This window comes from Streptomyces asoensis (genome assembly GCF_016860545.1).
Taxonomy (GTDB): Bacteria; Actinomycetota; Actinomycetes; order Streptomycetales; family Streptomycetaceae; genus Streptomyces; species Streptomyces asoensis.
In genome coordinates this window covers 574,339-593,377 of sequence record NZ_BNEB01000003.1, presented here as the reverse complement: position 1 = coordinate 593,377, position 19,039 = coordinate 574,339, and the positions used below count along the sequence as shown (strand labels likewise).

Annotated in this window: 18 protein-coding genes; 12 read left to right on the top strand and 6 right to left on the bottom strand. The window is 72.4% G+C overall.

Annotation, left to right across the window (positions count from 1 at the left end; all coding sequences use genetic code 11):
* Positions 1–11: 11 nt before the first annotated feature.
* The 3 genes from Saso_RS15340 to Saso_RS15330 all read left to right on the top strand — a co-directional run bounded on the left by Saso_RS15340 (position 12) and on the right by Saso_RS15330 (position 3,308).
* On the top strand, positions 12–842 hold the full coding sequence (locus tag Saso_RS15340; protein ID WP_189920654.1) for a COG1470 family protein: 831 nt from the start codon (positions 12–14) through the stop codon (positions 840–842).
* Positions 839–1,966, top strand: coding sequence for a hypothetical protein (locus Saso_RS15335; RefSeq protein ID WP_189920653.1), 1,128 nt, complete (start codon positions 839–841; stop codon positions 1,964–1,966). The genes Saso_RS15340 and Saso_RS15335 overlap by 4 nt, the downstream gene beginning before the upstream one ends.
* 64 nt (positions 1,967–2,030) lie before the next feature.
* A complete protein-coding gene (locus Saso_RS15330; protein WP_189921391.1) occupies positions 2,031–3,308 on the top strand; it encodes a hypothetical protein in 1,278 nt (425 codons plus the stop codon).
* 85 nt (positions 3,309–3,393) lie between these two features.
* Here the strand turns inward: Saso_RS15330 and Saso_RS15325 are convergent, their stop codons facing one another.
* Positions 3,394–4,890, bottom strand: coding sequence for an oligopeptide:H+ symporter (locus Saso_RS15325; protein WP_189920652.1), 1,497 nt, complete (start codon positions 4,888–4,890; stop codon positions 3,394–3,396).
* 528 nt (positions 4,891–5,418) lie between these two features.
* Between Saso_RS15325 and Saso_RS15320 the strand changes: the two genes are divergently transcribed.
* Both Saso_RS15320 and Saso_RS15315 read left to right on the top strand, forming a co-directional pair.
* Positions 5,419–6,096, top strand: a complete 678-nt coding sequence (locus Saso_RS15320) for a response regulator transcription factor (RefSeq protein WP_020128522.1) — start codon at positions 5,419–5,421, stop codon at positions 6,094–6,096.
* A 136-nt stretch (positions 6,097–6,232) separates the two neighbouring features.
* Positions 6,233–7,507, top strand: coding sequence for an ATP-binding protein (locus Saso_RS15315; protein ID WP_189920651.1), 1,275 nt, complete (start codon positions 6,233–6,235; stop codon positions 7,505–7,507).
* 28 nt (positions 7,508–7,535) lie between these two features.
* Here Saso_RS15315 and Saso_RS15310 read toward each other — a convergent pair whose 3' ends face one another.
* Positions 7,536–8,057 carry a GtrA family protein gene (locus tag Saso_RS15310; protein WP_189920650.1) on the bottom strand — a complete coding sequence of 174 codons (522 nt, stop codon included), beginning with the start codon at positions 8,055–8,057 and terminating at the stop codon, positions 7,536–7,538.
* A 198-nt stretch (positions 8,058–8,255) separates the two neighbouring features.
* Here Saso_RS15310 and Saso_RS15305 point away from each other — a divergent pair, with 198 nt between their 5' ends.
* The 4 genes from Saso_RS15305 (at position 8,256) to Saso_RS15290 (ending at position 12,573) form a co-directional block, all read left to right on the top strand.
* On the top strand, positions 8,256–9,428 hold the full coding sequence (locus Saso_RS15305) for a 5-(carboxyamino)imidazole ribonucleotide synthase (RefSeq protein WP_189920649.1): 1,173 nt from the start codon (positions 8,256–8,258) through the stop codon (positions 9,426–9,428).
* Entirely contained in the window at positions 9,425–9,964 is a 540-nt protein-coding gene (gene purE, locus Saso_RS15300) for a 5-(carboxyamino)imidazole ribonucleotide mutase (protein WP_189920648.1), read from the top strand. The genes Saso_RS15305 and purE overlap by 4 nt, the downstream gene beginning before the upstream one ends.
* Positions 9,965–9,969: 5 nt before the next feature.
* The gene (locus tag Saso_RS15295) at positions 9,970–11,148 is read left to right on the top strand and encodes a dipeptidase (protein WP_189920646.1); all 1,179 of its coding nucleotides are present in this window, start codon (positions 9,970–9,972) and stop codon (positions 11,146–11,148) included.
* A 156-nt stretch (positions 11,149–11,304) separates the two neighbouring features.
* A complete protein-coding gene (locus Saso_RS15290; RefSeq protein WP_229901207.1) occupies positions 11,305–12,573 on the top strand; it encodes a dipeptidase in 1,269 nt (422 codons plus the stop codon).
* A 79-nt stretch (positions 12,574–12,652) separates the two neighbouring features.
* On the opposite strand, the gene Saso_RS15285 is transcribed toward Saso_RS15290, so the two are convergent.
* Positions 12,653–13,051, bottom strand: coding sequence for a VOC family protein (locus tag Saso_RS15285; protein WP_189920644.1), 399 nt, complete (start codon positions 13,049–13,051; stop codon positions 12,653–12,655).
* Between the two features lie 62 nt (positions 13,052–13,113).
* A complete protein-coding gene (locus Saso_RS15280) occupies positions 13,114–13,473 on the bottom strand; it encodes a VOC family protein (RefSeq protein ID WP_189920642.1) in 360 nt (119 codons plus the stop codon).
* A gap of 104 nt (positions 13,474–13,577) precedes the next feature.
* Between Saso_RS15280 and Saso_RS15275 the strand changes: the two genes are divergently transcribed.
* Entirely contained in the window at positions 13,578–14,111 is a 534-nt protein-coding gene (locus Saso_RS15275; protein ID WP_189920640.1) for a CGNR zinc finger domain-containing protein, read from the top strand.
* 131 nt (positions 14,112–14,242) lie between these two features.
* On the opposite strand, the gene Saso_RS15270 is transcribed toward Saso_RS15275, so the two are convergent.
* Positions 14,243–15,586, bottom strand: coding sequence for a UDP-glucose dehydrogenase family protein (locus tag Saso_RS15270; RefSeq protein WP_189920638.1), 1,344 nt, complete (start codon positions 15,584–15,586; stop codon positions 14,243–14,245).
* Positions 15,587–15,786: 200 nt separating this feature from the next.
* Here Saso_RS15270 and Saso_RS15265 point away from each other — a divergent pair, with 200 nt between their 5' ends.
* Positions 15,787–16,944: an acyl-CoA dehydrogenase gene (locus tag Saso_RS15265; RefSeq protein ID WP_268253210.1), complete on the top strand. Its 1,158-nt coding sequence runs from the start codon at positions 15,787–15,789 to the stop codon at positions 16,942–16,944.
* A gap of 130 nt (positions 16,945–17,074) precedes the next feature.
* On the opposite strand, the gene Saso_RS15260 is transcribed toward Saso_RS15265, so the two are convergent.
* Positions 17,075–17,635, bottom strand: coding sequence for an acyl-CoA thioesterase (locus tag Saso_RS15260; RefSeq protein WP_189920636.1), 561 nt, complete (start codon positions 17,633–17,635; stop codon positions 17,075–17,077).
* A gap of 120 nt (positions 17,636–17,755) precedes the next feature.
* Here Saso_RS15260 and Saso_RS15255 point away from each other — a divergent pair, with 120 nt between their 5' ends.
* Positions 17,756–19,036, top strand: coding sequence for an LCP family protein (locus tag Saso_RS15255; protein WP_189920634.1), 1,281 nt, complete (start codon positions 17,756–17,758; stop codon positions 19,034–19,036).
* The last annotated feature ends 3 nt before the right edge of the window (positions 19,037–19,039 follow it).

The window sequence follows — 19,039 nt, the reverse complement described above, 5'->3', positions numbered from 1 at the left end:
TGGAGCCGCCGATGCCGTACGCCGCCGCCCGTGTCCTGCTGCTGACCCTGTCGCTCCCGCTGCTGCTCGCGGCCGGTCCGGCCACCGCCGGCGGCTGGTCGGCCGCGCCCTCCGGCGGCGGGCGGCCGTCGTTCTACGCGGAGGGCATCCCCGGGGCGTCGCTGCGGGACACGGTCTGGGTGACCAACCGGGGCACGCGGCCGCTCACCGTGCGGCTGCGCGCCACCGGGGACGGCCTGCGGGTCGCCTTCGTGGAGCGGGCCCTCGCGGTGCCCGCCCGCACCCGCGCCGAGGTGCCCTTCACGGTGACGGTCCCAGCGGACGCCCCGCCCGGCGACCGGTCCGCCGAGGTCGTCGTACGGGACGCGGGCGGCCGGGAGTCGGCCGTCCCGCTGCTGATCCGGGTCGGCGGCCCCGCGCTGGCCGCGCTGACCGTCGAGCACGTGACCGTGCGCGGCGACCGCATCACGTACGAGCTGGTCAACCGGGGCACGACGGCCCTCGTGCCCCGGCTCGCCGTGCACGCGGACGGTGTCCTCGGCGCCGTCCTGGACCGGGCGCCGCGCACCCTGCCCGTCCGCCTGGCCCCGGGCCGCCGCCTGGAACTCGACGAACCGTGGCCCGACCGTCCCGCCCTCGACGCGGTCACCGTCCGGCTGACGGTGACGGCGCCGGGTGCGGCACGCGCCACCGGGCGGGCGTCGGCCCGGTTCGTGCCGTGGGGCGCGGCGGCGGGCACGGCCGCCGGCGTGCTGCCGGCCGCGGTGGCCGCCGTGGCCGTACGACGACATCGGCGCCGGACGGCCACGGTCCGGGCCGGGACGAGGGGAGCGCGGACGTGAGAGGCAATGCGCGGACCGCGGTGCCGTTGGCGGCGCTGCTCCTGACGCTGCTCCCGCTCTGGCCGGTGCCGGCGCACGCCTCCGCCACGGCGGACGGAAAACCGGCCGTCACCCTCTCCACGGCACAGGCGGGGACGGGCGGCTCGGTCACCGTCAGCGGCAGCGGATGGCGGTCGCGCACCCTGCTGATGCTGCTGGTCTGCGGGCAGGCGACACCGGCCCGGGGCCTGGTCGGCGGGACCAACTCCTGCGCCAACGCCGACGGCCGGGCCGTCACCACCGACGCCGACGGCCGCTTCAGCCGGGCGCTGCCGGTGGCCGAGCCGCCGGTGCCGTGCCCCTGTGTGGTGCACGTGGCCACCGCGACCGGAGCGAAGGCGCAGGCCGACGCGGTGTTCCAGGTGGCCGGACACCCCGTCGAACCGCTGCCCGCGCAGACTGCCGGGGGGCGCCTCTCGGTGCTCAGCGACACCCGGCTGGACGGCTCGGGCTCCCTGCTGACCTGGTTCGGGGCGCCGCCCTCGCGCACGCTGGTCTTCACCGTCGGCAACGCGGGCACCGCGGCCGTCAAGGACCCCGTCTTCCAGGTGGGCACCGCGCACGGGGTGTTCGCCCCGGAGTGGGACGAGCGGCAGTGGCACGGCACGCTCGGCCCCGGCGAGAGGGCCCGGGTGGAACTGCCCGTCGAACTCGCCGCCGGCGCGCACGGCGACTACACCGTCTCCCTGAAGTACGGCGCGACGGTCCTCGCCGAGCAGCCGTGGGGCGTGGGCCGTCCGTGGGGCGTGACCCTGTTCTGGATCCTGCTCTGCCTGGTGGTGCCGGCCGCGGTCTTCCGCGTCGGCATGGCGGTGGTGGACCGGGTGCGCCCACCCCGCGCCGCCCGGCGGCCCGCCCACGCGCCGGCGGCTACGCGGCGCGCCCCGGGCCGCGGGCGCCGGCGCCGGACGGCGGGTCCGCCCTCGCGGACCGCGCCCTCCGCCACGCCCTCCGCCCCGAACACGACCCTGCCCTGGTTCGGCCCGGACACCGGTCCGGTCGGCCCGGCGGGCCGGCTCTCCGCACCGCACGAACAGCGACCGACGAACCCCACGACTCCCGCAGGAAGGGATCCACGTGAGTGAGAGAGCCGTATCACCCGACCGCGCGCCCGTACGCAGGAGAGCGGCGGCGGCGGGCGCCGCCGTCCTGTTCACCGGGGCGGCCGTCCTGCTGGGCGTGAGCGCCGGACAGGCGCAGGCCGCCGAGGTGTCCTACGCCACCAAGTGCGTACCGCCCTCGGGCATCGGCCTGCCGGACGTCAACGGCACCACCAAGGTCGACATCACCGCCCCGGCCACGGCCGAGGTGGGCGACACCGTCGACATCGTCTGGAAGTTCACCCAGGCCGCCTCGAAGAATCCCGACATCATCGACCTGCCCGCGAACTCGGTCCAGCCGTCCGGCACCCTGAAGGCGGCCGGCGCGCAGAGCGCCGACATCGCGATGCAGGGGCCGCGCGAGAACCCGGCGATCCCCAAGGGCGGCGCGATGACGCTGTCCGACATGAAGGGCACGCTGAAGCTGACGGCGGCCGGGCAGGTGACGCTGACGCCGGACGCGTACGTCGTCAACGCGCTGTCCACGGACACCAAGTGCGCGCCGACGGAGGCCGTCCGGCCGGCGGTGACCATCACCGTGACGGCGGGGGGCGGCGGTTCGGGTTCCGGCTCGGGTTCGCCCTCGACGAGCACGTCCCCCGACCCCTCGCAGAGCCAGAGTCCGTCGCCCTCGACGAGCCCGTCGGGCACGCCCGGCACCTCGCCGTCGGCGTCCGCGACCGGCGGGGACGGCGGACAGACCGACTTCACGGGGAAGGTCGTCGACATCCCCTACACCTGCGCCTCACCCATCGGGGAGAAGAGGGCGACCTCGCCGATCCAGATCAACGCCAAGAAGAGCGGCGGGAGTTACGACCTCACCGTGCAGTTCAAGAAGTCGGTGATGGACAGCCCGATCGACATCCCGGCCGGCAAGGTCAAGCCGACGATGCAGATCGTGCTGGGCGGCGCGGACACGGGCTCGGTGACGGTGGAGGGGCCGCTGAACGCGGCGACGATCCCGCAGGGCACACCGATCGAGATCCCGGACCTCAAGGGCGTCTACAAGCCCGGCGCGACGGGTGACTCCACGCTCTCCCCGGGTGTCCTCACCATCGAGGCCATGGGGACGAAGACCGTCTGCACGCCGGACAGCACGGCCGTCTCGCTCACCCTGAACACGGCGGAACAGGCGAGCGGCGCGTCCGGCGGCAGCGGTTCGTCCTCGTCCTCGTCCTCCGGAGGGGCCGCCTCCACGAGCGGCGGCCTCGCGGAGACGGGATCCGGCGACCACGGCGCCCTGAAGGCGCTGGGCTTGGTGGCGGGCACGGCGATCCTGCTGGGCGGTGCGGTCTTCACGTTCATGCCGGGACGCAGGACCCGCTGACCGCGCGGAACCACCGGAACGGGCGGAGGGCCGCCGCACCCCCCTCGGGTGCGGCGGCCCTCCGCGTCGTCGCTCGGGACGGGCGTCAGCGGACGGCGCCCATGAGCTCCTTGACCTTGTTGCGGTACATCCACACCGCGACACCGGCGACCACGGCGAGCGTGGCCTCCAGGGCGACGATGCCCGTCTTGTTGAGGTCGACGCCGGCGATGGACAGCAGGCCGGTCGTGGCGTCACCGGCGGTGACGGCCAGGAACCAGACGCCCATCATCTGGGAGGCGTACTTGGCAGGCGCCATCTTCGTCGTGACGGAGAGGCCGACGGGGGAGAGCAGCAGCTCACCGACGGTCTGCACGAAGTAGATCGCCACCAGCCACATCGCGGCCGCCTTGTGACCGCCCTCGGCGATCGACAGCGGGGCCAGGAAGAGGAAGAAGGACGCACCGACGAGGACCAGGCCGGAGGCGAACTTCACGACCGTGCTCGGCTCCTTGCCGCGCCGGTTCAGCGCGAGCCACACCCAGGCGAAGACCGGGGCCAGCGCCATGATCAGGACCGGGTTGACGGACTGGTACCACGAGACCGGGAACTCCCAGCCGAAGACGGTGTTCTCGGCGGAGGAGTCGGCGAAGATCGACAGGGTCGAGCCGCCCTGGTCGTAGATCATCCAGAAGACGGCCGCGGCGACGAAGAACCAGATGTACGCGGACATCGACGACTGCTCCGTGCGGTCCAGCTCCTTGTCGCGCTTTATGCGGGTCAGGACCAGGACCGGGATGATCACGCCGAGCAGGGTCAGCGGGACCAGCAGCCAGTTCAGCGTGTAGTGGCCGGAGAAGCCGACGATCGCGTAGAAGACGAGGGCGACGACGGCCCAGATCGCGGCCTTGCGCAGCGTCGAGGACTTCTCCTGGGCCGACAGCGGCTTCGGGACGACGCTGGAGCGGTCCGCGAGGTGGCGGCTGCCGAGCAGGAACTGGCCCAGGCCCAGGGCCATGCCGAGCGCGGCGAGCGCGAAGCCCAGGTGCCAGCTGACGTTCTCACCGATGGTGCCGATGACCAGCGGCGCGGCGAAGGCGCCGAGGTTGATGCCCATGTAGAAGACGGTGAAGCCACCGTCGCGGCGGGCGTCGTCCCGGCCCTCGTAGAGGTGGCCGACCATCGTGGAGATGTTGGCCTTCAGCAGGCCCGAGCCGATCGCCACGAGACCGAGGCCGGCGTAGAACGTGCCGGACGAGGGCAGCGCCAGCGTGAGGTGGCCGAGCATGATGACGGCGCCGGCGACGGCCACGGTCCTGCGCGGGCCCCAGACCCGGTCGCCGAACCAGCCGCCGGGCATCGCCAGCAGGTACACCAGGGACACGTACACGGAGTAGATCGCGGTCGCGGTCGCCGCGCTGAGGTGCAGGCCGCCCGGAGCGACGAGGTACAGCGGGAGCAGTGCCCTCATGCCGTAGTAGGAGAAACGCTCCCACATCTCGGTCATGAAGAGAGTGGCCAGTCCGCGGGGGTGGCCGAAGAAGGTCTTCTCGGAACCGGGGGTGCCCGGAGTCACCGAGTCCTTCGTCAGGCTGGACGCCATGGTCGTTCCTTGCTGGTCGGGACGCGCCGCACGTGAGTGCCGCGCGCCCGGTGGGGGGCGGCCGGCACCGGCGGACCGCTTCGTCCCACCCCTACGCCCCAGGGGAGTCCGCTCCGGGTCTCGGAGCGGCGGACGACGGCCACCGGGATCCACGCCCCCTCGCTTCGGGGGGCCCGGCCACAGGTCATTCCTTTCGAGGCCGGCGGGAACCGGCCCGCACACAAAAGTGACCTTCGGGAGTCGAGCCGACCGCCGAAGGTCGTTGCGTGCTACAGGCGTTCTTTCACCATACGGCAGCACAACGCCGGATATGGAAGGACTTGAGACACGGATCACAGGTGATCAAGGAACCGTGATCGGGTATTTGAAGGTCTGCACCAGGATGCCATCCCCCGACCGTAGGTCCGTACCAAGATCGACGGCGGGACGGCGGGTCACGGACACGCCGTCTGTCCGGCATGTCCGTGAGTAAGAAACAGCCGGGCGATCACACTTCGGCCGCCGCCCGGCGCGGACTACCATCAGCTCATGACCCGAGTACTGCTCGCCGAGGACGACGCGTCCATCTCGGAGCCGCTGGCCCGCGCCCTGCGCCGGGAAGGCTACGAGGTCGAGGTGCGTGAGGACGGTCCCACCGCGCTCGACGCCGGAATGCAGGGCGGCGTCGACCTGGTCGTGCTCGACCTCGGGCTGCCCGGCATGGACGGTCTGGAGGTGGCCCGCCGGCTGCGCTCCGAGGGCCACGCCATCCCGATCCTCATCCTGACCGCGCGCGCCGACGAGGTCGACACCGTCGTCGGACTGGACGCGGGCGCCGACGACTACGTCACCAAGCCCTTCCGGCTGGCCGAGCTGCTGGCCCGGGTCCGGGCCCTGCTGCGCCGCGGCGCGTCCGAGCCGCAGCAGCCGCCCGCCACCCACGGCGTGCGCATCGACGTCGAGTCGCACCGCGCCTGGATGGGCGAGGAGGAACTCCAGCTCACCGCGAAGGAGTTCGACCTGCTGCGGGTCCTCGTCCGCGACGCGGGCCGGGTCGTGACCCGCGATCAGCTGATGCGCGAGGTCTGGGACACCACCTGGTGGTCGTCGACGAAGACCCTCGACATGCACATCTCCTGGCTGCGCAAGAAGCTCGGCGACGACGCGGCGAACCCCCGCTACATCGCCACCGTGCGGGGCGTCGGCTTCCGCTTCGAGAAGAGCTGAGCGCTGCCGCCGGGGCTCGGCCGATGACGCGGTCGCGTTGTCGGCCGCGGGCCGTGGGGGCTGGTCGCGCAGTTCCCCGCGCCCCCGGGCCGGCCGTCCTCGCCGGCCTCACCCCGTCATCCCCCCGGAGGGTCTCGTGCGCCGCCGTCTCATCCAGTCCACGCTTGCCGTCGTGCTGGTCGTCATCGCCGTCTTCGGGGTGTCCCTCGTCATCGTCGAGACCCGCACGATCAGCAACAGCGCCCAGGAGCGGGTGGACTCCGAGGCGCTCCGGCTGGCCAGCATCGTGGACAGCCGGCTGGTGGGCGCGGAGGACGTCACCGCCGAGATACTGCGCGACCAGGTCACCCAGGACCGCTACGCGGAGATCAGGATCCCCGGCCGGCCCGCGATCCAGGTCGGCGCCCAGCCGCAGGGCGACGTGATCACGTCGACCGCCAAGGGCGAGGAGGGCGAGACCGTCCTGGTCCAGGAGCCGCGCTCCACGGTGACCCGTGAGGTCGGCCGCACGCTGCTGATCATCGGCCTGGTGGCACTGCTCGCGGTGATCGCGGCGGTGCTGCTGGCCATCCGCCAGGCCAACCGGCTCGCCTCCCCCCTCACCGACCTCGCCGAGACGGCGGAACGCCTCGGCTCCGGCGACCCCCGGCCCCGGCACAAGCGCTACGCCGTCCCCGAGCTCGACCGGGTCGCCGACGTCCTCGACGCCTCGGCCGAGCGCATCGCCCGCATGCTGACCGCCGAACGCCGGCTGGCCGCGGACGCCTCCCACCAGCTGCGCACGCCCCTGACGGCACTGTCCATGCGCCTGGAGGAGATCACCCTCACCGACGACCCGGACACCGTGAAGGAGGAGGCGACGATCGCCCTCACCCAGGTCGAGCGCCTGACGGACGTCGTGGAACGCCTCCTGACCAACGCCCGGGACCCGCGCACCGGCTCGGCGGTCACCTTCGACCTCGACGAGGTCATCCAGCAGCAGCTCGCCGAGTGGCGCCCCGCCTACCGCGGGGTGGGCCGGGCCATCGTCAGCTCGGGCAAGCGCGGGCTGCGCGCGGTGGGCACCCCCGGCGCGGTCGCCCAGGTGCTGGCCGCCCTGATCGAGAACTCCCTGATGCACGGCGGCGGCACGGTGGCGCTGCGCACCCGCGTGACCGGCAACCAGGCCGTGGTGGAGGTGACGGACGAGGGCCCCGGCGTCCCCGCGGACCTCGGCGCCCGGATCTTCGAGCGGACCATCAGCGGCCGCAACTCGACGGGCATCGGGCTGGCGGTCGCCCGCGACCTCGCGGAGGCCGACGGCGGCCGTCTGGAGATGCTCCAGGCCCAGCCGGCGGTCTTCGGTCTGTTCCTGTCCCGCACGGCCCCGCCGAAGCGGTCCGCCGAGGACGACGAGCCGACGGTCAGGTAGCCGCCGCGCGCCCGCAACGGCCGACCGCTCAGCCCACCCGCTGCCCGGCCCTCGGCTCGGGCTCGGGCTCGCGGGACCGTCCGGCCGCCGCGAGGAACGACTCGGCGTCGGCGACGGCCTCCTTCGCCGGCAACGCCCGGAACACCCACGTCCGGTACGACCAGAACCTGAACAGGGTCGCGACGCCGATGCCGACGAACTTGAACACGTTGTTCTGGAGCGGGCTGTCCCAGCCGAAACCGTAGGTCGCCGCGAACAGCAGCCCGTTCTCGATCACCAGTCCGACCGCGCTGAACAGCAGGAACAGCGTCAGTTCCTTCGTGCGCCCGCTCTTGTCGCGGTCACGGTAGGTGAAGTAGCGGAACCCCACGTAGTTGAAGACGATCGACACCACGGTCGCTATGACGCTGGCGCGCACCACCGGCAGGTCGGTGATGTGCCGGACGAGGTTGAAGACGCCCAGGTTGACGAGCAGACCCGCGCCGCCCACGGCTCCGAACTTGGCGAGCTCGTGGACGACCCTCCTCAGCCCCGAGGAACCATGTGCCATGGTCGTGCAGGCCCCCGTCCGGGATCGGTTTCGTCAACCCAGCCATGCTAACCACCACTCCTGCCGGTTTCCTGTGGTCCGGCTCACGAGGCCGTGACCAGCGGGGAAGAAGCGGGGAAAGGGCGGGTATGAGACGGGGAAGGTGCCGGTAAGAGGCGCGGAATTCGGCCTCGGTGGCCTGGCCGATACCCTGGGGGCGTGACGTTCCCGGTAGTCGGCATGGTCGGCGGGGGGCAGCTCGCTCGTATGACACACGAGGCGGGCATCCCGCTCGGCATCAGGTTCAAGCTCCTCAGTGACACCCCACAGGATTCCGCGGCGCAGGTCGTGAGCGATGTCGTCATCGGCGACTACCGCGATCTCGACACGCTGCGCGAGTTCGCGCGGGGGTGCGATGTGATCACCTTCGATCACGAACACGTACCCACCGAGCACCTCAGGGCGCTGGAGGCGGACGGCATCCCCGTCCGCCCCGGCCCCGACGCGCTGGTGCACGCCCAGGACAAGGGGGTGATGCGCGCGCGGCTCGACGCCATCGGCGTCCCCTGCCCCCGGCACCGGATCGTGACCGACCCGGCGGACGTCGCCGCGTTCGCCGCCGAAGGCCTCGGGCCGGGCGCGCAGGGCGACGGCTTCCCGGTGGTCCTCAAGACCGTCCGCGGCGGCTACGACGGCAAGGGCGTGTGGGTCGTCGACTCCGTCGAGGAGGCCGCCGACCCCTTCCGCGCCGGCGTCCCCGTGCTGGCCGAGGAGAAGGTCGACTACGTCCGCGAGCTCGCGGCCAACGTCGTGCGCTCCCCGCACGGCCAGGCGGTCGCCTATCCCGTGGTCGAGTCGCAGCAGGTGGGCGGCGTCTGCGACACGGTGATCGCCCCCGCGCCCGGCCTCGACGGGGCCCTCGCCCTGCGGGCCGAGGAGATGGCCCTGCGCATCGCCAAGGAACTGGACGTGGTCGGCCACCTCGCGGTCGAGCTCTTCGAGGTCCGCGGCGCCGACGGCTCCTCCGCCGTCCTCGTCAACGAACTGGCGATGCGCCCGCACAACTCCGGCCACTGGTCGATGGACGGCGCGATCACCTCGCAGTTCGCCAACCACGTGCGCGCCGTCCTCGACCTCCCGCTCGGCGACCCGCGCCCGCGCGCGCCCTGGACGGTCATGGTCAACGTGCTGGGCGGCGACTACCCGGACATGTACGCCGCGTACCTGCACTGCATGGCCCGCGACCCCCAGCTGAAGATCCACATGTACGGCAAGGACGTGAAGCCCGGCCGCAAGGTCGGCCATGTCAACACCTACGGCGACGACCTGGACGACGTCCTCGAACGCGCACGTCACGCAGCCGGTTACCTGAGAGGCACGATCACCGAATGAGCGCTGTGAGCCCTGTGGGCCCCGTTGTCGGCATCGTCATGGGGTCGGACAGCGACTGGCCCGTCATGGAGGCGGCCGCCCAGGCCCTCGACGAGTTCGAGATCGCCTACGAGGTCGACGTCGTCTCCGCGCACCGCATGCCCCGCGAGATGGTCGCCTACGGAGAGCAGGCGGACGGACGCGGCCTCAAGGTGATCATCGCGGGCGCCGGCGGCGCCGCCCACCTCCCCGGCATGCTCGCCTCGGTGACCCCGCTCCCCGTGATCGGCGTCCCCGTGCCCCTGAAGTACCTCGACGGCATGGACAGCCTGCTGTCGATCGTGCAGATGCCGGCCGGGGTCCCGGTCGCCACGGTGTCGGTGGGCGGCGCCCGCAACGCCGGACTGCTGGCCGCCCGCATCCTCGCCGCCCACGACGAGGAGCTGCTGGCCCGGATGCGGGACTTCCAGCAGGAGCTGAACGACCAGGCCACCGAGAAGGGCAAGCGCCTGCGCGCCAAGGTCGAGGGTTCGAACGGCTTCGGTTTCGGAAAGTGACCCAGATGACCTCACTGGACACGGCCCGCGAACTCCTGCGCGAGTTCCCCGTGGTCGACGGCCACAACGACCTGCCCTGGGCCCTGCGCGAGCAGGTCCGCTACGACCTCGACGCCCGGGACATCGCCGGCGACCAGCACGCCCACCTGCACACCGACCTGCCCCGGCTGCGCGCCGGCGGGGTCGGCGCGCAGTACTGGTCGGTGTACGTGCGCGCCGACCTGCCCGACGCGGTCCCGGCCACGCTGGAGCAGATCGACTGCGTGCGCCGGCTCATCGACCGCCACCCCGGCGACCTGCGCGCGGCGCTGACGGCCGCCGACATGGAGGCTGCCCGCGCCGAGGGCCGCATCGCCTCGCTCATGGGCGCGGAGGGCGGCCACTCCATCGCCAACTCGCTCGGCACGCTGCGCGGCCTGTACGCCCTCGGCGTGCGCTACATGACGCTCACCCACAACGACAACGTGGACTGGGCGGACTCCGCGACCGACGTGCCCAGGGCCGGCGGCCTGTCCTCCTTCGGCCGCGAGGTCGTGCGGGAGATGAACCGCGAGGGCATGCTCGTCGACCTCTCGCACGTGGCGGCGACGACGATGCGGGACGCCCTCGACGTGACGAGCGCGCCGGTGATCTTCTCGCACTCCTCCGCGCGCGCGGTGTGCGACCACCCCCGCAACATCCCGGACGACGTCCTGGAACGCCTCCCCGCCAACGGCGGCATGGCGATGGTGACCTTCGTGCCGAAGTTCGTCCTCCAGGCGGCGGTCGACTGGACGGCCGCCGCCGACGACAACATGCGCGCCCACGGCTTCCACCACCTCGACACCACCGCCGAGGGGATGAAGGTCCACCGGGCCTTCGAGGAGACCCACCCGCGCCCGATCGCCACGGTCGCCACGGTCGCGGACCACCTCGACCACATGCGCGAGGTCGCCGGCATCGACCACCTGGGCATCGGCGGCGACTACGACGGCACCGCCTTCACCCCCGACGGCCTCGACGACGTCTCCGGCTACCCCCGCCTGGTCGCGGAGCTCCTCGACCGGGGCTGGTCCGCGCCGGACCTCGCCAAGCTGACCTGGCAGAACGCGGTCCGTGTGCTCGGCGCGGCCGAGGACGTCGCCCGTGACCTGCGGGCCACCCGGCCGGCCTCCCACGCGACGATCGAGTCGCTGGACTGCTGACCGGACGGCCGCCGCGCGCGGCACGGGGCGGCCGGTGCGAGCCGGCGGCCCCGTGCCCGCCCGGGGCGCGCGTCCCCCGAACGCACCGCCCACCAGGAAGCGCGCCGCCCCGCGTGCGACGGTGACCGTACTGCCGATCGACGTACGGAGACCGCCGTGGCCGACCTCCATGACGAGCCGCAGACCCTTCCCGAGGTCGGCGGGCTCGACGACGAGGGGCCCGCGGCCCGCCCCGCCCCGGGCAAGGGACCCACCGCCGCGCAAACCACCCGGCCCAGCCGCGACACCCGCAACGGCCGCAGCACCCGCAACGGACGGCCCACCGAGGGCACCGGGCGAGCGGGGGACGCACGGAGCGCCGAAAGCGCCCGCAAGCCCGCAGGGGGTTCGGGGCGTGGGGGTGGCCGGGACGGGGTGGACGGCGCGCTGGAGCGGGCCCGTGACCTGCTCGCCGGGCATCCCGTCGCCGACGGCTACAGCGGGCTTCCCTGGGCCCTGCGCCACCTGCCCTGGTACGACCTCCAGTTCGGCGAGAGCGCCCTCTCCACGGACGTGCCCCGGCTGCGCGAGGGCCACGTGGGCGCGCTGCTGTGGTCGCTGCACCTGCCCGAGGGGCTCGCCGCGGGCCGGGCCGTCGGCGCCACCCTGGAGCAGCTGGACCTGGTCCGTTCGGTGATCGACGCCCACCCCGAGGGCCTGCGGCTCGCCCGCAGCGCCGGCCAGGTCATCGACGCCCGCAACTGCGGCCGCGTCGCCGTCGTCCTCGGCCCGGCCACGGCCGCCGCGCTCGACGACTCCCTGAGCATCCTGCGCGTGCTGCACTCCCTGGGCCTGCGGGTCCTCACCCTCGTCGGCGCCTCCTGGGCGGACGGCGCGGGACTGACCCGGTTCGGTGAGGAGGTCGTGCGCGAGATGAACCGCCTCGGCGTGCTCGCCGACCTGTCCGGGGCCGTTGAGGCCACCGTCGGCCGCGTCCTCGCCCTCTCCAAGACGCCGGTCGTGTTCACCCGCTCGGCGGCCCGCGCCCTGCGTCCGCACCCCTGCAACCTGTCCGACGCCCAGCTCGCCGAGCTGGGCGTCGCCAAGGGGCTGTGCATGGTGCCGCTGACCGCCGAGCAGACCGGCCCGGACGTCCGTGACGTCGCCGACCACCTCGAGCACGTCCGCGCGGTCGCCGGGCCCGACTGCGTCGGCCTGTCCGGCACCCACGACTCGGGCGCCGCCCACCCGCAGGGCCTCACCGACGCCTCCGGCTATCCGCACCTGATCGCCGAGCTGCTCGACCGGGGCTGGCCGGAAACCGACATCGCCCTGCTGACCTGGGGAAACATTCAGCGTGTGCTGCGCACCGCCGACTTCACGGCCCGCGCGGTGCAGGACCGCCGAAAGCCCTCGACCGCGAGGATCGAGGAGCTCGACGGGTAGTCCCCGCCCGCACACGACGGACGGGGACCACGGGCAGGCACCACGGCCGGAGGCCGCGAGCGGGAACCGCGGGCCGGGGTCACGGGCGTTCGACCCGGCACAGGCAGAAGGGGTGCCCGGCCGGGTCGGCGTACACCTGGAAGTCCTTCTTCTCCCGGTCCTCCAGGTCCAGCGGCCGCGCGCCGAGCGCCAGCACCCGCTCGTGGGCCGCGTCGATCTCCGCCCAGGTGGAGCCGCCGTCCAGGTCGAGGTGGAACTGCTGCGGATTGCGGTCGGCGCGCGGCCACTCCGGCGGGGTGTACCCCTCCACCTGCTGGAACGCGATCCGGGGACCGCCGGGCACGTGCAGCACGTACCAGTCCTCCTCCCCGTCCTCGGCCTCGGGCGTACCGCCCAGGACCGCCGCGTAGAAGTCGGCGAGCGCGCGCGGATCGGGACAGTCGAGGACCACGGAGCGGAAGCGGGCGACGGACGGCATGGATTCCTCCTTGATCGGACACGGGCGGCGGACTGCGTGACCGCGCGTGCCGCCGCGGTGGTTCAGCAGCGGCACAGGCAGAACGGGTGCCCGGCCGGATCCGCGTACACACGCCACCCGCGCGAGCGGTCATCGGTATCGAGCGGCTTCGCGCCCAGCGCGAGCACACCCCGCTCGGCCTCGTCCAGGTCGTCGACGGTCAGGTCCAGGTGGAACTGCTGCGAGTGCCCGGACGCCGGCCACGCGGGCGCCACGTGGCCGGGCGCGGCCTGGAAGGCCAGGGACTGTCCGCCGGGGACCTTCAGGTCCACCCAGTCCCCCTCGCCCTCGACGCTGCCGCCCAGCACCTCGGCGTAGAACCCGGCGAGCGCGCCCGGGTCGGGACAGTCCAGTACGACGACACCCAGTGCGGCGAGAGCCATGACTCCTCCTCGGGACGAAACGTGCCTGACTCGCGGTTACCCATAGAGCCGGGTAACCGGTAACGGTTACTGCATGCTCCCGCACAGGAGGTAACGTCGCAACCATGAATGACCGATCGGCCGCTCCCGGAGGCCTGGCCCTGATCGAGTCCCTGGTGAACACGCTGGACGTGGAGTCGGGCGTGGACGCCCTCGACACCCCCGAGGGCCGGGCCCGCTTCGGACTGCCGGAGCACCCGGCGGCCGCCGGGAACGCCGACGACGCGCTGGCACACGCCCGTGAGCTGCGGGAATCCCTGCGCGCGGCCCTGCTCGCGCACGCCGGCCACCCGCCGCACCGTGAGGTGACCCCGCTGGGACGGCTCCTCGCGGCGGCGCCCCTGCTGGTGACGGTCGACGAACACGACGGCTCGGCCGCCCTGGCGCCCCGGGACCGGGCCGCGGCCCCGCTGCTCTCCCGTACGGCCGCCGCCGTGGCGGAGGCGCTGATCGCGGGCACCTGGACCCGGCTGAAAGCCTGCGAGGCCGTCACCTGCCACTGGGCGTACTACGACCGCAGCCCGGCGGGCCGGGGCCGCTGGTGCTCGATGCAGGTGTGCGGGGCCCGCGAGAAGATGCGGCGGTACCGGGCGAAGTAGTTCGGCGGCCGAGGCACAGCCCGGTGGTGCAGAATGCAGCAAGACGCCGGTTCGGCCGACTGAGCCTCGGCCGAACCGGCGTCGCCGCGTACGCCGGCCCGGCCCCGATGCCCGGCCCCGACCCCCGGCGCCTACGCGGTCGGGCGGCCCATCGCCCGGTACGTCCATCCGGCCTTGCGCCACAGGACCGGGTCGAGCGCGTTGCGCCCGTCGAGGACCAGCCGGGCCGAGACGACCTCGCCGAGCTCCGCCGGGTCGAGGTCGCGGAACTCCCGCCACTCCGTGAGGTGCAGCACGACGTCGGCGCCCCGGACGGCCTCCAGGGCCGAGTCCGCGTAGCCGAGCGTCGGGAAGACCTTGCGCGCGTTCTCCATCCCCTTCGGGTCGTACACCGTGACCTGGCCGCCCTGGAGATGGATCTGCCCGGCGACGTTCAGGGCGGGCGAGTCCCGTACGTCGTCGGAGTCCGGCTTGAAGGTCGCGCCGAGCACCGCCACCCGCTTGCCCAGGAACGAGCCGCCGCCGAGCGCCTGCCGCGCCAGCTCGACCATCTGCCCGCGCTGACGCATGTTGATGGAGTCGATCTCCCGCAGGAAGGTCAGCGCCTGGTCGGCGCCGAGCTCGCCCGCACGGGCCATGAAGGCCCGGATGTCCTTGGGCAGACAGCCGCCGCCGAACCCGATCCCGGCCCGCAGGAACTTCTTCCCGATCCGGTCGTCGTAGCCGATGGCCTCGGCCAGCTTCGCGACGTCGCCACCGGCGGCCTCGCAGACCTCCGCCATCGCGTTGATGAAGGAGATCTTGGTGGCGAGGAAGGAGTTCGCCGAGGTCTTCACCAGCTCGGCGGTGGGGAAGTCGGTGACCACGAACGGCGAGCCCTCGCCGATCGGCGTCTCGTAGACCTGCCGCAGCAGCGCCTCGGACCGCTCGCTGCGCACCCCGACGACGATGCGGTCCGGGTGCAGGGTGTCCTGGACGGCGAACCCCTCGCGCAGGAACTCCGGGTTCCAGGCGAGCTCGGCGTCCGCGCCGGCCGGCGCGAGCTCCGCGATCGTCCGGGCCAGCCGGTCGGCCGAGCCCACCGGCACCGTCGACTTGCCGACGACGAGCGCGGGCCGCGTCAGATGGGGGGCCAGGGAGCCGACGGCGGACTCGACGTACGACATGTCGCACGCGTACTCGCCGTGCTTCTGCGGAGTGTTCACGCAGACGAAGTGGACATCGCCGAAGGCGCCCACCTCGGCCCAGTCCTGCGTGAAGCGCAGCCGCCCGCTGGACCCCTCGAAGCCGGGGACGTGCCGGCGCAGCAGCTCCTCGAGCCCCGGCTCGTACATCGGGGTCTCGCCGCGTTCGAGCATCGCGATCTTCTCCGGCACCACATCGAGAGCGAGCACCTCGAAGCCCAGTTCGGCCATGGCCGCGGCGTGCGTGGCGCCGAGATAGCCGGTGCCGATCACGGTGATCTTGAGGGCCATGGATGCTCCTGGTGGGGGTGTCGTCGCTGCGCGCCCGAGCATAGTCGGGGCGTCTCGCGTCCCCTCACCGGGCAGTTGTCGCAAGAGGAAGGCCCTTGTCGCCAAACTCACGTATCACTGGGCTTTGTAGACCCTTAAAATTTGAGTTACTTAACGGTAATTAGCGTCGGTGACCGTAGCGTTTTGGAGCGTGAGACACCTTGGCCGGATCGGCTGACTTCGACCTGTACCGCCCGTCCGAGGAGCACGACATGCTCCGTGACGCCATCCGCTCGCTCTCCGAGGCGAAGATCGCGCCGTTCGCCGCAGCGGTGGACGAGGACGCCCGGTTCCCGCAGGAGGCGCTCGACGCCCTCGTGGCGAGCGACCTGCACGCGGTGCACGTTCCCGAGTCGTACGGCGGCGCCGGCGCGGACGCCCTCGCCACGGTGATCGTGATCGAGGAGGTCGCCCGCGTCTGCGTGTCCTCCTCGCTGATCCCGGCGGTGAACAAGCTGGGCTCCCTGCCGGTGATCCTCTCCGGCTCCGAGGACCTGAAGAAGAAGTACCTGGCGCCGCTCGCCAAGGGCGACGCGATGTTCTCGTACGCCCTCTCCGAGCCGGACGCCGGCTCGGACGCGGCCGGCATGAGGACCAAGGCGGTCCGCGACGGCGACCACTGGATCCTGAACGGCGTGAAGCGCTGGATCACCAACGCCGGCGTGAGCGAGTACTACACGGTCATGGCCGTGACGGACCCCACCAAGCGCAGCAAGGGCATCTCCGCCTTCGTCGTCGAGAAGTCCGACCCGGGTGTCTCCTTCGGCGCCCCGGAGAAGAAGCTCGGCATCAAGGGCTCCCCGACCCGCGAGGTCTACTTCGACAACGTCCGCATCCCGGCCGACCGCATGATCGGCGAGGAGGGCACGGGCTTCGCGACGGCGATGAAGACGCTGGACCACACCCGTATCACGATCGCCGCGCAGGCCCTCGGTGTCGCCCAGGGCGCCTTCGACTACGCCAAGGGCTACGTCCAGGAGCGCAAGCAGTTCGGCAAGCCGATCGCCGACTTCCAGGGCATCCAGTTCATGCTCGCCGACATGGCGATGAAGATCGAGGCGGCCCGTCAGCTGACGTACGCGGCGGCGGCCAAGTCCGAGCGCCTCGACGCCGACCTCACCTTCCAGGGCGCGGCCGCGAAGTGCTTCGCCTCGGACGTGGCGATGGAGGTCACCACGGACGCGGTCCAGCTCCTCGGCGGCTACGGCTACACCCGCGACTACCCGGTCGAGCGCATGATGCGCGACGCCAAGATCACGCAGATCTACGAGGGCACGAACCAGGTCCAGCGCATCGTGATGGCCAGGAACCTTCCGTAACGCAGCACCGGCGCGGGCCCCGGACGGTGGTCCGTGTCACTGCGTGAGGTGTGCGACGCGCGGCCCCGGGGCATGCCCGGGGCCGCGCGCCGGGGGAGCGGCGGGTGCTCGTGGGCCGGTCCCGAACCCTTCAGTCGCCGAAGCCTTCCGCCGTCCGGCGTTCGCGCAGTTCCCTGATCGCGCGGCGGCGGGCCAGGCGGTGGGTGCGGCGGATCTGGGCCTCCTGGTAGCGGCGCTCGTCGCGTTCCGTCTCCGGCAGGACCGGGGGGACCGCCCGCGGCTTGCCGTCGGCGTCCACGGCGGCGAAGACCAGGTAGGCGGAGCCGACCTGGGTGGCCGGGGCGGACTCGTTCCAGCGTTCGGCGAGGACCCGCACGCCGACTTCCATCGAGGTCCGGCCGGTCCAGTTGACCTGGGCCTTCACATGGACCAGGTCGCCGACGCGGACCGGCTCCAGGAAGGCCATCTCGTCCATGGACGCGGTGACGGCGGGCCCGCCGGAATGCCGCCCGGCCACCGCCCCCGCCGCGTCGTCGACGAGCTTCATGATCACGCCGCCGTGCACCGTCCCCAGCAGGTTGGTGTCGGCGTGGGTCATGATGTGGCTGAGGGTGGTGCGGGACGCGGACGTGGGCTTGCCCGGGATGTCCGGGGTGCTGCCCGAGTCCGCCGCGGTGACCTGGTCTGTCATGTCCTCCACCTTATGCCGAGGGGGACAACCCGGGATTTTGTGTCAGCTTGGCAACAGCGGGGCCCTGATTCTCCGACGGCCCTTGTAAGGCACACAGCACTGCCCTGCACACTGGTCCGCATGAACGATTGGCCCGAGGGACGGTCCGACAGCGACCGCGGCAACCGGTACGGCGGCGGCAGCGCGAACGCGCAGCCCGAGAGCCCGCGCGTCATGCGGCAGGTCCGGCGCGGCCCGGCCGCCCCGCCGCGGGGCGCCGGAGTCCCGCCGCAGCCGTCGTACGTGAACGGTCAGGGGTACGGCGACTACACCAACGCCCAGAACACCGGGTACGACAGCGGCTACAGCTCGGGCCAGGTCTACGGCGGCGGGGGCGACTCCGGCGGGCCGGGGTCCTTCGACACCCGCGCCCCGCGTCCCGCGCCGAACTGGCGCCGTCGTATCAAGTGGACGGCGATCACCGTCCTGACCGTGCTGGTCGTGACGTCGGTGGGCACCTACATCTGGGCCGACGGCAAGCTGAAGCGCGAGGTCGACCTGTCCAAGGTCATCGACCGGCCCGAGGGGGGCGACGGGACGAACTACCTGATCGTCGGCTCCGACAGCCGCGAGGGCCTGTCCGCCGAGGAGAAGAAGCAGCTGCACACCGGCTCCGCCGAGGGCAAGCGCACGGACTCGATGATGATCCTGCACGTCGGCTCCAACGGAGACACGCTGGTCTCGCTGCCGCGCGACTCCGACGTGGAGATCCCGACGTTCGTCGGCTCCGAGTCCGGCAAGACGTACAAGGGCACCGGCCGGCACACGAAGCTGAACGCCGCCTACGCGACGGACGGCCCCGAGCTGCTGGTGCGCACGGTCGAGTTCAACACCGGTCTGCGCATCGACCACTACGTGGAGATCGGCTTCGCCGGCTTCGCGAACATCGTGGACGCGGTCGGCGGTGTCGAGATCACCATCGACAAGGGGTTCAAGGACAAGTACTCGGGCGCCGACTTCCAGGCGGGCAAGCAGACGCTGAACGGCGAGGAGGCGCTCGCCTTCGTCCGCACCCGGCACGCCTTCGCCGCGTCCGACCTGGAGCGCACGAAGAACCAGCAGAAGTTCCTCGCGGCCCTCGCCCACGAGGTGGCGACCCCGACCACGGTCCTGAACCCCTTCGCGCTCTACCCGACGATGAGCGCGGGCCTGGACTCGCTCATCGTCGACAAGGACATGGGGCTCTACGACCTGGGGTCCATGTTCTTCGCGATGAAGGGCGTCAACGGCGGCGACGGCACCTCGCTGAACATGCCGATCTCCGGCTCCTCCGGCGGCAACCTCGTCTGGGACAAGGCGAAGGTGAAGCAGCTGGTGAGCGAGTTGAACAACGACGAGAAGGTCACCGTCACGGGCAACTGACCC